The 14,538-nt window shown below is 65.1% G+C and carries 14 protein-coding genes; 8 read left to right on the forward strand and 6 right to left on the reverse strand.

Going from position 1 to position 14,538, the window contains the following annotated elements; genetic code table 11:
• Nucleotides 1-32 precede the first annotated feature (32 nt).
• Both inhA and CH266_RS13185 read left to right on the forward strand, forming a co-directional pair.
• Nucleotides 33-857, forward strand: a complete 825-nt coding sequence (inhA, locus tag CH266_RS13180) for an NADH-dependent enoyl-ACP reductase InhA (RefSeq protein ID WP_027497037.1) — start codon at nucleotides 33-35, stop codon at nucleotides 855-857.
• A gap of 102 nt (nucleotides 858-959) precedes the next feature.
• Nucleotides 960-2,039 (forward strand): ferrochelatase, encoded by a 1,080-nt coding sequence (locus tag CH266_RS13185; protein ID WP_032365774.1) that lies wholly within the window; start codon nucleotides 960-962, stop codon nucleotides 2,037-2,039.
• Nucleotides 2,040-2,122: 83 nt separating this feature from the next.
• On the opposite strand, the gene CH266_RS13190 is transcribed toward CH266_RS13185, so the two are convergent.
• Nucleotides 2,123-2,956, reverse strand: a complete 834-nt coding sequence (locus CH266_RS13190; RefSeq protein ID WP_176457081.1) for a hypothetical protein — start codon at nucleotides 2,954-2,956, stop codon at nucleotides 2,123-2,125.
• 76 nt (nucleotides 2,957-3,032) lie between these two features.
• On the opposite strand from CH266_RS13190, the gene CH266_RS13195 reads away from it, so the two are divergent.
• Genes CH266_RS13195 through CH266_RS13205 form a run of 3 tightly spaced genes read left to right on the forward strand, consistent with a single transcriptional unit; the run spans nucleotide 3,033 to nucleotide 5,517 of the window.
• Nucleotides 3,033-3,839 carry a DUF3097 domain-containing protein gene (locus CH266_RS13195; protein WP_032365846.1) on the forward strand — a complete coding sequence of 269 codons (807 nt, stop codon included), beginning with the start codon at nucleotides 3,033-3,035 and terminating at the stop codon, nucleotides 3,837-3,839.
• A gap of 56 nt (nucleotides 3,840-3,895) precedes the next feature.
• Nucleotides 3,896-4,327, forward strand: coding sequence for an NfeD family protein (locus tag CH266_RS13200; RefSeq protein ID WP_027497041.1), 432 nt, complete (start codon nucleotides 3,896-3,898; stop codon nucleotides 4,325-4,327).
• Between the two features lie 5 nt (nucleotides 4,328-4,332).
• Nucleotides 4,333-5,517, forward strand: a complete 1,185-nt coding sequence (locus CH266_RS13205) for an SPFH domain-containing protein (protein ID WP_032370513.1) — start codon at nucleotides 4,333-4,335, stop codon at nucleotides 5,515-5,517.
• Here CH266_RS13205 and CH266_RS13210 read toward each other — a convergent pair whose 3' ends face one another.
• From CH266_RS13210 to CH266_RS13220, 3 genes are read right to left on the reverse strand one after another with little or no spacing between them, the layout of a single operon-like run.
• On the reverse strand, nucleotides 5,518-6,027 hold the full coding sequence (locus CH266_RS13210; RefSeq protein ID WP_094715397.1) for a hypothetical protein: 510 nt from the start codon (nucleotides 6,025-6,027) through the stop codon (nucleotides 5,518-5,520). It lies immediately after the preceding gene.
• On the reverse strand, nucleotides 6,024-6,623 hold the full coding sequence (locus tag CH266_RS13215) for a hypothetical protein (RefSeq protein ID WP_094715398.1): 600 nt from the start codon (nucleotides 6,621-6,623) through the stop codon (nucleotides 6,024-6,026). Before CH266_RS13215 ends, CH266_RS13210 begins: the two co-directional genes overlap by 4 nt.
• A 31-nt stretch (nucleotides 6,624-6,654) precedes the next feature.
• A complete protein-coding gene (locus tag CH266_RS13220) occupies nucleotides 6,655-7,371 on the reverse strand; it encodes a TVP38/TMEM64 family protein (protein WP_094715399.1) in 717 nt (238 codons plus the stop codon).
• Between the two features lie 200 nt (nucleotides 7,372-7,571).
• Between CH266_RS13220 and mutA the strand changes: the two genes are divergently transcribed.
• From mutA to meaB, 3 genes are read left to right on the forward strand one after another with little or no spacing between them, the layout of a single operon-like run.
• Entirely contained in the window at nucleotides 7,572-9,452 is a 1,881-nt protein-coding gene (mutA, locus tag CH266_RS13225) for a methylmalonyl-CoA mutase small subunit (RefSeq protein WP_094715400.1), read from the forward strand.
• Complete coding sequence (gene scpA, locus CH266_RS13230) at nucleotides 9,449-11,719, forward strand: methylmalonyl-CoA mutase (protein WP_094652831.1); 2,271 nt, start codon at nucleotides 9,449-9,451, stop codon at nucleotides 11,717-11,719. Before mutA ends, scpA begins: the two co-directional genes overlap by 4 nt.
• A 2-nt stretch (nucleotides 11,720-11,721) precedes the next feature.
• A complete protein-coding gene (meaB, locus tag CH266_RS13235; protein WP_032365780.1) occupies nucleotides 11,722-12,720 on the forward strand; it encodes a methylmalonyl Co-A mutase-associated GTPase MeaB in 999 nt (332 codons plus the stop codon).
• Nucleotides 12,721-12,732: 12 nt separating this feature from the next.
• Here the strand turns inward: meaB and CH266_RS13240 are convergent, their stop codons facing one another.
• Complete coding sequence (locus tag CH266_RS13240) at nucleotides 12,733-13,770, reverse strand: nucleoside hydrolase (protein WP_094715401.1); 1,038 nt, start codon at nucleotides 13,768-13,770, stop codon at nucleotides 12,733-12,735.
• Nucleotides 13,767-14,237, reverse strand: coding sequence for an OsmC family protein (locus tag CH266_RS13245; protein ID WP_032365782.1), 471 nt, complete (start codon nucleotides 14,235-14,237; stop codon nucleotides 13,767-13,769). Before CH266_RS13245 ends, CH266_RS13240 begins: the two co-directional genes overlap by 4 nt.
• Nucleotides 14,238-14,538 lie beyond the last annotated feature (301 nt).

Below are 14,538 nucleotides of genomic sequence, written 5' to 3' on the forward strand. Positions count from 1 at the left end.
GATATTCACCTCCGAATTAAGGACGCAGCATTATGGGCGGATTGCTCGAAGGCAAGACCATTCTCATCACCGGCATCATCACCGACGCGTCGATCGCGTTCCACGCCGCGGCCATGGCGCAGGAGCAGGGTGCCAAGGTGATCATCACCGGGTTCGATCGGCTGCGGCTCATCGACCGCATCGCGCAGCGGCTGCCCAAGGAGGTGCCCCCGGCGATCGAGCTCGACGCCACCAACGAAGAGCACCTCGCCGCGCTGGCGGACCGAATTCGTGAAGTAGCGCCGGAGGGTATCGACGGAGTTCTGCACTCCATCGCATTCGCACCTCGCACCCTGATGGGCCCGGACGCCAAGCCGTTCCTCGACGGCCCCGGCCCCGACGCGGCGAGGGCATTCGAGATCTCGGCGTGGAGCTACGCATCTCTCGCGCGTGCCGTGCTCCCGGTCATGAACGAGGGTGGCTCGATCGTCGGAATGGACTTCGATCCGCGGACGTCGATGCCGTACTACAACTGGATGGGCGTAGCCAAGGCTGCTCTCGAGTCGGTGAATCGTTACGTGGCACGGGAAGTGGGCGCAGCCAAGCGTATCCGCTCCAATCTCGTTGCAGCAGGACCGATCAGGACTCTTGCCGCCAAGGCGATTGCGGGCACCGCGACCGGCGATGCGGCCAAGATGGACCAGCTGAACGTGTACTGGGACGGCGCCGCTCCCATCGGATGGGACGTCAACGATCCGACCGTCGTCGCCAAGTCGATCGTCGCGTTGCTGTCGGATTGGCTGCCCGGAACCACCGGGTCGATCGTGTACGTCGACGGCGGAGCGAGCCACAACACGTACCTGCCCGAAAACATGTGACACGTCGGTGAGTGGAGTCCGACGTGGGCTCGCTCACCGTAGGTTTCGTCGACCGATTGCGCCCCTGCCGCAGCCCTGCTGCGACAGGGGCACAATGGATTCATGACCACCCCTGGAGATTTCGACGCACTGTTGGTGCTCTCGTTCGGCGGACCGGAAAAGCCCGCCGACGTTCGCCCGTTTCTCGAGAACGTCACTCGCGGACGTGGTGTGCCGCCCGAGCGTCTCGACGCCGTCGTCGAGCACTACATGCACTTCGGTGGCGTGTCACCGATCAACGAACTCAATCGCGACATCATCGCCGCGCTGCAGGCCGAGTTCGATTCGGCCGGAATCGAATTGCCGATCTACTTCGGTAATCGCAATTGGCATCCGATGGTCGAGGACACCGTTGCGACGATGAAGGCGGACGGCGTCCGCTCCGCGCTCGTCTTCCCGACTTCCGCGTGGGGCGGGTATTCCGGGTGCAGGCAGTACCACGAGGACATCGCCAGGGCCCGTGCATCGGTGGGGGACGACGCCCCGCATTTGCTCAAGATCCGTCAGTACTACGACCACCCGTTGATGGTCGAGGCGTTCGCCGAGGCCGTCGATGCCGCGCGCAGGTCTCTGCCGGAGGAGCATCGGGCAGGAGCGCGGCTGGTGTTCACCGCGCATTCCATTCCGTCGGCAGCCGACGCCAATGCAGGCCCACCCGCGGATGGTGGCCACCTGTACAGCCGGCAGGTTGCGGAGGCGTCGCGCCTGGTGGCGGCCGCATCCGGCAGCACCGAATACGATCTGGTGTGGCAGTCTCGTTCCGGACCACCGCAGGTTCCGTGGCTCGACCCCGACATCTGCGATCATCTCGAAGCGCTGTCCGAGAAGTCCGTCGACGCGGTGATCGTGTGCCCGATCGGTTTCGTGTCCGACCACCTCGAAGTGGTGTGGGATCTGGACACCGAAGCCGAGGAGAAGGCCCGTGAACTCGGGATGGCGTTCGCTCGCGCGGGTACGCCCGGTTCCGATGCTCGATTCCCGAAGATGATCAGGGAGCTGGTGGACGAGTATCGCGTCGGCGGGACGTGCCGAGGACTCGGCAGCGTTCCCGGCTACGGATCCACCCTCGACGGCAATCGATGTGCCGTCGGATGTTGCGAGCAGCCGACGCGTCCGTCACGGCCTGCGACGGCACCTGCCTGACTGGCGGCTCCTGCCTGACGGGTGGCTTCTTGCCTGTCTCGCGACCCAGCCCCGACAGGACCGCTACGTGTCGGTCCTGTCGGTCATCGGGCCGACTGCATCGAGGCACCGATGCTCGTCGCCACGGCGATGGTCCGGGCCGTGCGCACGGCGGCCCACAGCGGCCGGACGAGTTCTTCTCGGGCGGCCGCTGCGGCGGCAGTCGGTGCCTCCGACGGAGCCGATCCGGCGGCGACGGTGAGGATGGCCGCAACCCGATCGGCCGATTCGAGCACTCGGAAGGCGCGTTCGGACATCTCGGGGGGATAGCGGTGCCGTGCAGCGTCGGCGATCAGCTCGGCGATGCGAGTGCGCGGGTCGGCCTCGAGAGTGCGGGTGGGGAGCGATTGCATCTGTGCGAGTGCATCCGCCGCGCCGCGCACGGCCTCGCGCATCTCGTACTCGGCCTCACCGAGACCTCGATCTCGGTGGGCGTGAGAGGGAACGTCGATCGAATACACGGTCCAGCGCAGCACGTCGGGGCCCTCGACGACGGGTACCACCCCGATTCCGGCGGAGCCCGGGGTACCGATCATCACCGCCTGCTCGGCACCGATCGCTGCACGAGAGAATTCTGTCCGAGCCGGCAGTTCGGCCACTGCGCCCGCTGCGGGCAGCACCAGACGTATCCGTTCCTCCCCGGCTGCGGGTGAGGGTCCTGCGTTCGCGGCGGTTCGGACCGCGGCGAGCGCCCCGGCGATGCCCTCTGCGTAGCCCGGAAATCGAAGCCCGTACGTCGTTGCTGCCTCGTCGTCACCGGCACCGACCAGATGCATCGGTGCCCACTCGGACATCGCGTCGATGACGTCGTCCGGCGAACCGACACCGGCCAGCCAGGAACCGGCCCACAGGGCAAGACTTGCACTCGGAGAACACACGACTCACGAGCATAGGTCGGCGTGGCGAACCGTGCTCGGGACGCCGGTATCGCTAGCGTTGGTCGCCGTGAACGACATGTACGGCGGAGACATTCTCAAAGGGCACAGTCGCATGCGGAAGGTCCCGGCACCGGAGGTGCCGGCCGAGCGCGGCATGGTGGTCGAGGACGCAGGTTCGGGTTATTGCGGTGCTGTGGTCGGCTTCGAGCGCACATACGACGGAGATTTCGTCCGACTCGAGGACGGTGCCCGAACGACGCGACTGTTCGCCCTGCGCGAGGCCGCATTTCTGATCGACGGCCGCCGGGTGACGCTGGTTCGCCCGAAGCCCGCGACCGCGGCGAAACCGACCAGATCGGCGTCCGGATCCACCAAGGTCGAGGGCCTGCGAGCCCGGACGGCTCGTGCCAGCCGTATCTGGGTCGAGGGTGTGCACGACGCGGCCCTGGTGGAAAGCGTGTGGGGACACGACCTTCGAGTGGAGGGCGTGGTCGTCGAACATCTCGAGGGCCTGGACAACTTGGGGGAGCGGTTGGCCGATTTCGGCCCCGGCCCGGGCCGTCGCGTCGGGGTCCTGGTCGACCACCTGGTGACCGGATCCAAGGAATCGAAGATGACCAGATCGCTGGGCGAACACGTTCTCGTCACCGGTCATCCGTTCATCGACGTGTGGGAGGCCGTCAAGCCGTCGGCGGTCGGCATTGCGGCGTGGCCGAAGATTCCGCGCGGCCAGGACTGGAAGACCGGAATCTGTCGAGAGCTGGGCTGGGGAACTCCGCAGGAAGGATGGCGGCGGGTGTACTCGTCGGTGTCGAGCTTCCGAGATCTGGAGGCTCCACTGATCGGTGCCGTCGAACAGTTGGTCGATTTCGTCACCGAGTAGCTGTTACGACCAGCTGATCCGTCGGCGGATGTCCGATTCGTGCCAGGATGGAGCTTGTGGCAGCGATCTTGTGGCTCATAGCGGCGGTTGTGCTTGCCGGTGCCGAAGCACTGACGGGGGACTTCTTCCTACTGATGATCGCCGGCGGTGCGCTCGGTACCGCCGGGGTGTCGGCGTTGACCGACTTCCCGGTATGGGCCGACGCAATCGTTTTCGGCGTGTTGTCGTTGGCGTTGGTTCTGGGTCTGCGTCCGATCTTGTTGCGGCGCTTCGCACATCCGCCGGACACCCCGATGGGGGTTGCCGCTCTCACCGGTAAGAGTGCAGTCGTGCTCGAACAGGTCACTGCGCACGAAGGCCAGATCAAACTCGGTGGCGAGGTGTGGACCGCGCGTCCGTTGGACGAGACAGAGGTCTACGCCCCCGGTACCACCGTGACCGTGATGGAAATCGACGGTGCCACCGCCGTCGTATGGAAGGGACCGTAAAGCCAGTGGAAGCACTCATAGCACTGGCCGTCATCGTTGCGTTCGTCGCCGTGTTGATGGCCAAGTCCATCTCGATCGTCCCGCAAGCCGAGGCAGCAGTGATCGAAAGACTCGGTCGGTACACGCGTACCGTGTCCGGTCAGCTCACGTTCCTCGTCCCGTTCGTCGATCGCATCCGTGCGAAAGTCGATCTGCGAGAACGGGTCGTCTCGTTCCCGCCGCAGCCGGTCATCACCAAGGACAACCTGACGGTGTCGATCGACACCGTCGTCTATTTTCAGGTGACCAATCCGCAGTCGGCCGTGTACGAGATCAACAACTACATCGTCGGTGTCGAGCAGTTGACCACCACCACGCTGCGTAACGTCGTCGGCGGAATGACGTTGGAAGAGACTCTGACGTCCCGTGATTCGATCAACGGTCAGCTCCGAGTGGTGCTGGACGAGGCCACCGGTCGGTGGGGTCTTCGAGTCGCCCGCGTCGAGCTCAAGAGCATCGATCCGCCACCCTCGATTCAGGAATCGATGGAGAAGCAGATGAAGGCCGACCGCGAGAAGCGCGCGACCATTCTCACGGCCGAGGGGCACCGTGAATCGGCGATCAAGACAGCCGAGGGCGACAAGCAGAGCCGAATCCTCGCAGCCGAGGGCGGTAAGCAGGCGGCCATCCTCACTGCCGAGGGTGAGCGTCAGTCCAGAATTCTGCGGGCTCAGGGTGATCGCGCCGCGAAGTACCTCGAGGCTCAGGGGCAGGCGAAGGCCATCGAGAAGGTCTTCGGTGCCATCAAGGCCGGTAAGCCCACTCCAGAACTGTTGGCCTACCAGTACATGCAGACGTTGCCTCAGATGGCGCAGGGCGACGCGAACAAGGTGTGGATGATCCCGAGCGATTTCGGCGACGCTCTCAAGGGATTCGCCAAGACCCTCGGAGCCCCAGGCGAGGACGGGGTGTTCCGATACGAGCCCAACGAGTCCGCGGGCAACGAGCCGAAGCCCGAGGACGACTCGGACGAGGTTGCAGAGTGGTTCGAGACAAAGACCGATCCGGCTGTCGCCGAAGCCGTCAAGGCCGCCGAGGCGGTGGCCCGTAAGCCGGTGGACACGTCGTTGGCCGCATCTCCGGAGCTGTCCAAGGGTCTGGATATCGGTGCCCTGTCGGCATCTCCCGAGGCAGAACCGGAAGCGCGCTGATCACGAATTGATCGCGAATCCCACGCCCGCTGCCGCCAGTGCCCACAGAACGCTGGCGAAGGTGCCGATGATGAACTGTTCGGAGGCGTGGGATTCGCGCAGTTCGGGGTAGCGCGCAAGTCCTTTGACCGCCAGTACGATGGCGATTCCCTCGGGCCAGCCGGTGAGAATGGATACCGCAACGGCAACACGTTCGAGAATTCCTATCGTCAACCCTCCACGCAGCGGCTCGACCGGCTCGTCGTCGGTCGAGTCGTTCTGTCGTCTGGCGACGCGAAAGACGCTCGGCACCACGGCGGTGCCGCCGACGGCGGCCACGGCAACGCTCAGGACGACTCCGACTGCATGACCGACGCCGTGTGCCGGCCCGGCGAGCGTGGCAAGCACAGCGGCTGCGGTGAGCAGAGTCGAGGCAGCCGCGGTGGGGACCCACAGCCTGACGCGGTCACCGGCCGGGACGAGGGCGACACCTGCCGTCAGAGCCAGTAGAACGAGGGCGACGACGATCATGACGTGTGGCTTCCTGTCGTGTTCGCCGCGTTCAACAACCTCGCGGCAAGGGTGCGGCCGGCGTTTTCGACGTGCCAGCCGGCGACGGAAAGTCGTTGCGACATAGCCTGTTTGCTGATGTCGAGCCTTTCGGCCGCGTCGGTCTGCGACATTCCCTCTGCCATGAGCGCAACCGCTTCTCGGCCCTGGTCCGAGCGACGAGCGACGAGTATGGCAACCAAGGTCGATGCGGTTTCGGCGTCCTCGGCCGCTTCCGGCTCGGGTGCGGTGACGGCGAGCGCAGCAGGCGCGTTCTTCGCTCTGGTGACGGCGTCTCGGGCAGCCTCGAATGCCTGGCCCCGGCCGGCGCGCGTCGTGTCGGGTAACGGAAGCTCGACCGAACCGACGCCGATTCCCACGCTCCAATGTGGCGTCGCCACCAGGTCGAGGGCGATCGCGACGACGGTTGCTGCGTCCTCACAGACGGCCTGGACCTCGTCGCCTGCGGTGCGTTCGAACGGGCGGATCAGATCGAAATCGCGATAGCGGTCCAGTAGATCGGGCACGCGATCGATGTCACGTCTGCTGCGACGCTGGTCGACGGTCATGACGAACATTCGACAAGGCTAGAGCGTTGATTGGATCAAGTCAAGCTTCCAGGCTTGATTGTCCCGAATCAAGGTTCTCACCCTGACGCCTGTTCTCCGCTGCCGACGCGGCCTCACGAGTCCGCGACAACCGCCAGTCGACGAACAACCCGCTCACGCCGATCGCAATGCAGATCCCGGACAGCACCAGCAGTGCGGGATGGGTCTGCCCGCCGATTGCTCCACCGATCACCACGATCCCGAGGGTGCCGGGCAGCATGCCGGCGGCAGTGGCCAGAGCGAAGGGTACGAGTCGAACCGCCGACACACCGCAGGCGTAGTTCACCAGAGAGAAAGGCACCGGGGCGATCAATCGCAGAGAGCCGACCGCGAGCCACCCTCGTCGGCGCAGGCTCTCGTCGACAGAGTCGAGAGCCGAATGCGACATCCGCGACGCCACGGCTTCTCGCCCGATCGCCCGAACCAACAGCAGGGCGAGGACCGCGCTGACCGTAGAGGCACCGATCGTCACCGCCAGACCGGTGAATGGCCCGAACAGCACTCCGGCGCTCAATGTGAACAGGGTTCTGGGAATGGGTGCAATGGTCACCAGTGCATGGACGGCGAAGAACACGAGCGGAAACGCAGGACCGACCGAGGTGCCCCACTGGCGCATCTGCTCGACGCTCGGATGCGGGGCGAACACCGCAACGACAGCCAGGACGACGATCACCGCCAGTAGCGCGATCAGACGAAGGTCGCGCAGGTGCCGGGTCACGAGAGGCAAGAGTACCGGCGTGAGATGACAGAACGGTTCGGGAGCGGAGCCTGCGGAGTGACCGAAAAGGGGCGGGAGCGGAGCCTGCGGCGTGGGTCACCGAACGTGAGGTGATCCTCACGATAGCCTGCATGTAGGTGGGGTTAGCATCACTTCAAGTCGGGTGTAGGACTGCCCGCCGAACCGAGGGAGCAGCACACGTGTCCATCGCGTCGCACGAAGATGCCGCACGCAGTGCCCACGCGGCCTGGCAGCAGGCGGTGGCCGGGGTCCTGGCGAAGTCTCGCCGGGTCGATGTGGCGGATCTGCCTGCCGATCCCGAACATCTTCTCGATTCCACGACGTACGACGGAATCACGGTGTCTCCGCTGTACACCGCGTTCGACGAGCGCCCCGAGGGTCCGTTGCCGGGGCAGTTTCCGTACCTGCGGGGGCGTGATCCGCATCGGGACGTCAATGCGGGCTGGAAGGTGTGCACGCGTCACGGTTCCGACGTTCGTGACGGTGTGCCCGCGCTGAACGGTCAGATCCTCGATTCGCTCGCCAACGGCACCAGTGCGCTCTGGTTGACGGTGGGGTCGCGTGGGTTGGATCCGTCGGCTCTGTCGGAGGCTCTCCGTGGTGTGCTGCTCGAGCTGGCCCCGTTGACGATCGATGCCCGCAGGGATGTTCGCGCGGCAGCGACGGCACTGTTCGACGTTCTCGATGCGGCAGAGATCGACGATCGCGCCGCCGTCGACGTCAGACTCGGAGTGGACACTCTCACTGCTGCAGTGGCAGGCACGGAATCCATAGAGATGGCCGATGCACTCGACCTGGCCCGCGCGTGCATCGACCGCGCCGAGTCGATGCGTGCCATCACCGTCGACGGCACCGTGTTCCACAATCTCGGTGCGTCGGATGCGCAGGAACTGGGTGCGTCGATCGCGGCCGGGCTCGAGTACGTCCGATCGATGACCGAGAACGGTGTGGCCGTCTCGGATGCATTGCGCCAGATCGAGTTTCGATTCGCAGCAACCGACGACCAGTTCCAGACCATCGCCAAGTTTCGCGCTGCTCGCATTCTGTGGGCACGGATTGCGCAGGTGTGCGGTGCGCCCGACGCCGGTGATGCTCCTCAGCATGCGGTGACGTCGGAAGCGATGATGTCTCAGCGCGATCCGTGGGTGAACATGCTGCGTACCACTCTTGCGTCGTTCGGCGCCGGAGTGGGTGGTGCGGATTCGGTGACGGTGCTGCCGTTCGACGCGGCACTGAACGGTGGCGCCGCCGGAGTGTCCAAGACGTTCGCTGCCCGTATCGCGAGAAACACTCAGTTGCTCCTGCTGGAGGAAGCCCATCTGGGTCGGGTTCTGGATCCGGGTTCGGGCTCGTGGTACATCGAGGAACTCACGGCTGCGGTCGCCGCGACGGCGTGGGACTTCTTCCAGACCATCGAAGCGTCGGGCGGATTCGCTGCTGCAACCGCGGACGGTTCGCTGGTCGCCGACATCGAGAAAACCCGTGCCGAACGCGATTCCGACATCGCGCATCGCATCACTCCGCTGACCGGTGTCAACGAATTTCCCAATCTGGCCGAGGCCCCCCTGACTCCCGGGCAGACGCAGCCTGCCGGCTCGGCACCCGTGTATCGGTACGGCCGGGCATTCGAGTCGCTCCGAGATCGATCCGATTCTTATCTGGTCCAACATGATTCGCGGCCCCAGGTGCTACTGATCCCGCTGGGGACCGTCGCCGAGCACAACGTCCGGACGACCTTCGCGTCCAATCTGTTGGCGTCGGGGGGAATCGAAGCGGTCAACCCCGGCCCCCTGGGAGTCGACGCTGTCGCCGGTGCTGTCGAAGCGTCGGGAGCCTCGATCGCCGTGGTGTGCGGAACCGACAAGCGCTACGGCGACGAGGCCGCTACTGCCGTGGATGCTCTGCGTGCGGCTGGGGTCTCGCGGGTCTTGCTCGCCGGCCCGGAAAAGATCTTCGCCGGCGTCGACGGCCCGTCCCGTCCCGATGGATTCCTGACCGCCAAGGTCGACGCCGTCGCCGTGCTGACCGAACTTCTCGACACGCTGGGAGCCTCGAAGTGAGTACCGACGAGAACCGAATCTCGCACACCATCGGCAGTTTCGCCGACGTACCGCTGGTCGATCCCGACGAGCCGACGCCGTCGCCGCCGTCCGCGGAGGACGTGGCCACACACGTGAAGAACGGTGCCAAGGCCAACTTCTACACGCCTGAGCAGGTGGTGTGGTCCACTCCCGAGGGCATCGACGTCAAGCCGGTGTACACCGAGGCAGACCGGGACGCCGCCGAGGCCGAGGGCTACCCGTTGCACAGCTATCCGGGTGCCCCGCCGTTCCTCCGCGGGCCGTATCCCACGATGTACGTCAACCAACCGTGGACCATTCGCCAGTACGCCGGATTCTCCACCGCAGCCGAGTCCAACGCCTTCTACCGCCGCAACCTCGCGGCCGGGCAGAAAGGCCTGTCGGTGGCGTTCGATCTGGCCACGCACCGGGGCTACGACTCCGATCACCCGCGAGTGCAGGGTGATGTCGGAATGGCCGGGGTGGCAATCGATTCCATTTACGACATGCGTCAGCTGTTCGACGGCATCGACCTCGGTAGCGTCTCGGTGTCGATGACCATGAACGGAGCGGTGCTGCCGATTCTGGCGCTGTACGTCGCCGCCGCGGAGGAGCAGGGCGTCGGGCCGGAGAAACTCGCCGGCACCATCCAGAACGACATCCTCAAAGAGTTCATGGTGCGCAACACCTACATCTATCCGCCGAAGCCGTCGATGCGCATCATCTCGGATATCTTTGCGTACACCAGCGAGAAGATGCCGAAGTACAACTCGATCTCCATCTCCGGATACCACATCCAAGAAGCCGGTGCCACAGCCGATCTCGAACTCGCCTACACCCTCGCGGACGGTGTCGAGTACATCCGTGCCGGCCTGGACGCCGGCATGGACATCGACACGTTCGCGCCGCGACTGTCGTTCTTCTGGGCCATCGGAATGAACTTCTTCATGGAGGTTGCCAAGCTCCGCGCCGGGCGGTTGCTGTGGGCCGAGCTCGTCCAACAATTCGAGCCCAAGAGTGCCAAATCCCGTTCCCTGCGCACTCATTCGCAGACGTCGGGTTGGTCGCTGACCGCACAGGACGTGTTCAACAACGTCGCCCGCACCTGTGTCGAAGCCATGGCCGCGACCCAGGGCCATACGCAGTCCCTGCACACCAACGCGCTCGACGAGGCACTGGCGTTGCCGACCGACTTCTCGGCCCGTATCGCCCGCAACACTCAGCTACTCATCGCGCAGGAATCCAACACCGTTCGGCCGATCGATCCGTGGGGCGGGTCGCACTACGTCGAGTGGCTCACCCATCAGCTGGCGAATCGGGCTCGCGCACACATTGCGGAGGTCGAGGAAGCGGGCGGCATGGCGCAGGCCATCGGCGAAGGCATTCCGAAGTTGCGCATCGAGGAGGCGGCGGCTCGTACCCAGGCGCGCATCGACTCCGGGCGCCAACCGCTGGTGGGCGTCAACAAGTACGTGCCCGACGAGCCCGACACCATCGAGGTACTCAAGGTCGAGAACTCGAAGGTGCGAAAAGAACAGATCGAGAAGCTCGAGCGTCTTCGTGCCGAGCGGGACACCGCCGAGGTCGAGGCCGCCCTGGCGAACCTGACTCGGGCCGCAGCGTCGGACCAGCCGGGCATGGAGAACAATCTGCTGGCTCTCGCCATCGATGCCGCCCGCAAGATGGCCACCGTCGGTGAGATTTCCGACGCCTTGGAGAAGGTCTACGGGCGCCATCAGGCGGAAATCCGGACAATCAGTGGTGTGTACCGCGACGAGGCAGGTAAATCCGAGAACATCACCCGCGCGACCGCGTTGGTCGAACAGTTCGCCGAGGACGAGGGCCGTCGTCCTCGTGTTCTGGTGTGCAAGATGGGGCAGGACGGACACGACCGAGGCCAGAAGGTCATTGCCACGGCGTTCGCCGACATCGGCTTCGACGTCGACGTCGGTCCGTTGTTCCAGACGCCCGAGGAGGTGGCCCGGCAGGCGGCGGACAACGACGTCCATGTCGTCGGAGTGTCGTCGCTGGCGGCGGGCCATCTGACGCTGGTGCCCGCCTTGCGACAGGCCTTGGCCGAGGTCGGGCGCGAGGACATCATGATCGTCGTCGGTGGCGTCATCCCGCCCGGCGATTTCGACGAGCTCTACGCGGCGGGTGCCGCGGCGATCTTCCCTCCGGGCACCGTCATCGCCGACGCGGCGATCGGCCTGGTGGAGAAGCTGTCCGTTGCGCTCGGGCATGCACCACGCGAGGCCAACGCCTGAATATGAACTCTCCGAACAAGGGCCGCGTCATCGACATCGATGCGGTGGCCGAGTCGGTCCGAGCGAACGAACGATCCGGGCTGGCGCGGGCGATCACGTTGGTCGAGTCGACCCGCGCGGATCATCGCGATCTGGCGCAGCAGTTGCTCCTTCGGGTGTTGCCCGACGCCGGCGGTTCTCACCGGGTGGGCATCACCGGGGTTCCGGGGGTCGGGAAGTCGACATTCATCGATGCGCTGGGAATGCGGTTGATCGAACAGGGCCATCGGGTGGCGGTGCTTGCGGTCGATCCGTCGTCGACGCGTACCGGTGGTTCCATCCTGGGTGACAAGACCCGGATGTCGCGTTTGGCGGTGCAGGAGAACGCGTACATCAGGCCGTCGCCGACCTCGGGAACGTTGGGCGGAGTGGCCCGCGCGACCCGAGAGACCATCGTGTTGCTCGAAGCCGCCGGGTTCGACGTGATCCTGGTCGAGACCGTGGGCGTGGGCCAGTCCGAGGTGACCGTCGCGAACATGGTCGACTGCTTCACGTTCCTCACGCTTGCGCGTACCGGGGATCAGTTGCAGGGCATCAAGAAGGGCGTTCTCGAACTCGCAGATCTGGTGGCCGTCAACAAGGCCGACGGCAAGCACGCGACCGACGCGAAGAACGCGGCGCGAGAGTTGGCGGGTGCGCTGCGGCTGATCTATCCGCACGATGCGATCTGGAAGCCCCCGGTGTTGACGATGAGCGCCATCGAAGGCACCGGCCTCGACGAGTTCTGGAACACGGTGCTCCGCCACCAGCAGGTGCTCCGTGACGCAGGCGAGTTCGCCGAGAAGCGTCGCAAGCAGCAGGTGGACTGGACGTGGACGATGGTCAACGATCAGCTACTGCGCCGGTTGGCTCAGAGCCCGTCGGTGAAGGCAATTCGAGACGACGTGGAATCTCGCGTGCGCGACGGGTCGCTCACGGCCGCATTGGCCGCTCAGGAACTACTCGACGCCTTCGATTCCTGACGTCTGCTGTCCCTACTGGGCGGGGTACAGAGTCGCCGCCAGCTCGCCGACGCGTTCGACGAGCTGATCGAAGAACGCCTGAGGATCGGCGTGGGTGGCGATGGCTGCGTTCGGAGGCTTGCCCCACATTCCGCGCCAATCCGCCACCGTCGTTCCGCGAGTGAGGGTTCCGACCAGTTCCACGTCCACGGTCGCGTGCCGGTAGGTGGCGATATCCGGTTGCACCGCCACTGCAGCGGCGAACGGATCGTGCATGTGGGCCAGAAAGCCCTGCTCTTGATCGCGATGGAATTCGAAGTAGAAGCGGACCGCGTCCGAGAAATGGCGCACGATCGGGTTCGAGGCCGTCGATCGCGTCCCCGGCGCATCGGTCGACGAGATCAGCTCGGCCGGAACGCTTCCGGCGCGTTCACCGAGAAGGCGAATGTGCTCGGGTGTCATCTCGATGGTCTCGGTGATGTCGAGTGCGCACACGATCGGACGTCGGTCCTCGGGTAGTCCGGAGAAAGCGGCGAAGACCTCCGCTGCAGCCTCGGGGTCCACCGCGATGTTCCACTCGCTCGTCGGCGTCGTGTTGCCCTGATGCTGAAAAGCACCACCCATCAACACCAATCGCTTCAACAGCCCAGGCAACTCGGGGTCTCGGCGAACCGCCAGCGCGAGATTGGTCAGCGGACCGGTGACGAGACCGGTGATCTCACCCGGTCGCGAGCGAACCAACTCGATCCACATCGTGGTGGCATCGCGTGCGGACAGGTCCCGACTCGACACCGGCAGCTCCGCATATCCGATGCCCTGCGGTCCGTGCGTGTCCTCGGTGGTCATCAGTGGTGCCACCAACGGCACCTGCGCACCGAGCGACACTTCGATATCGGCCGCGCGGCACAGGTCGAGCCAGGCCAGGTTGTTCGCGGCGACCTGGTTCACCGGCACGTTACCGGCGGTGGACGCTATGCCGAGGATCTCGGCCTCGTCGGTGGCCAACAGGTAGAGCAGTGCGAGCGAGTCGTCGATCCCGGTGTCGACGTCGACGATCATCGGTACGGTCATGCGTTCACCTGAGTCGTCGGATTGTGGCGGACCGGGAAGTTGACCGATCGAGCGATGAAGCACTTGGCTGCGGCCTCGGCGTGCAGTTCCTCCGCACGGGTCACCATCGAGGAATCGGCGACCGTCACTACCGGAGCCAGGGTCACCTCGACGAACTGCCCCGAGCCGTCGGATTGCTCGGTCATGACCCCGGTGGGGGAGTCGACGTAGTCGGTGACGGTCACGTGCGACGCGGCGGCCAACCCGAGGTACCAGAGCATGTGGCAGCTCGACAGTGATGCCACGAGTAGCTCCTCTGGATTCCACCGCTCGGGATTGCCTCGAAAGCTCGGATCGGAACTGGCCGAGAGATCGGGCTTTCCGGGTGCCGTGACGAGATGATCGCGGTCGTATGCGGCTGCATTCGCCGTCCCGTGTCCGCGATTGCCGGTCCAGCTCACGGCCAGGGCGTAGTCATGGGTGGGCATGGGTCCATCGTGCCAGGCCGCCGTCCACCGTCGTCACGCACGCCGAGGAGACCTGTCCGTATTGCGATCAATGCGCCAATTGTCAAGGTAGTGGCCAAGATTCGATCGACCGTCCTCTACCTGGGGGAATGTACGCTCGTGCGTGCCGATGTCCGTTTCGGCGTTTGTCTGCTGGTCATTGCGCTCGCTAACGTTGCTGCAATGACGGTTGCGCAAGGTCCAGAATCGCCCGAGTCGTCACCCCAGATCCCGAAATGGGGCCAGCGCCACGTACAGCGTCTGCGGCGTGACGCATTCTTCA

The organism is Rhodococcus sp. 06-1474-1B (genome assembly GCF_002258885.1).
Lineage (GTDB): Bacteria > Actinomycetota > Actinomycetes > Mycobacteriales > Mycobacteriaceae > Rhodococcoides > Rhodococcoides fascians.

Coding starts and splice junctions, on each gene's coding strand:
- inhA (WP_027497037.1), top strand. CDS start 33: ATGGGCGGATTGCTCGAAGGCAAGACCATTCTCATCACCGGCATCATC.
- CH266_RS13185 (WP_032365774.1), top strand. CDS start 960: ATGACCACCCCTGGAGATTTCGACGCACTGTTGGTGCTCTCGTTCGGC.
- CH266_RS13195 (WP_032365846.1), top strand. CDS start 3,033: ATGTACGGCGGAGACATTCTCAAAGGGCACAGTCGCATGCGGAAGGTC.
- CH266_RS13210 (WP_094715397.1), bottom strand. CDS start 6,027: ATGATCGTCGTCGCCCTCGTTCTACTGGCTCTGACGGCAGGTGTCGCC.
- CH266_RS13215 (WP_094715398.1), bottom strand. CDS start 6,623: ATGTTCGTCATGACCGTCGACCAGCGTCGCAGCAGACGTGACATCGAT.
- meaB (WP_032365780.1), top strand. CDS start 11,722: ATGAACTCTCCGAACAAGGGCCGCGTCATCGACATCGATGCGGTGGCC.
- CH266_RS13240 (WP_094715401.1), bottom strand. CDS start 13,770: ATGACCGTACCGATGATCGTCGACGTCGACACCGGGATCGACGACTCG.
- CH266_RS13245 (WP_032365782.1), bottom strand. CDS start 14,237: ATGCCCACCCATGACTACGCCCTGGCCGTGAGCTGGACCGGCAATCGC.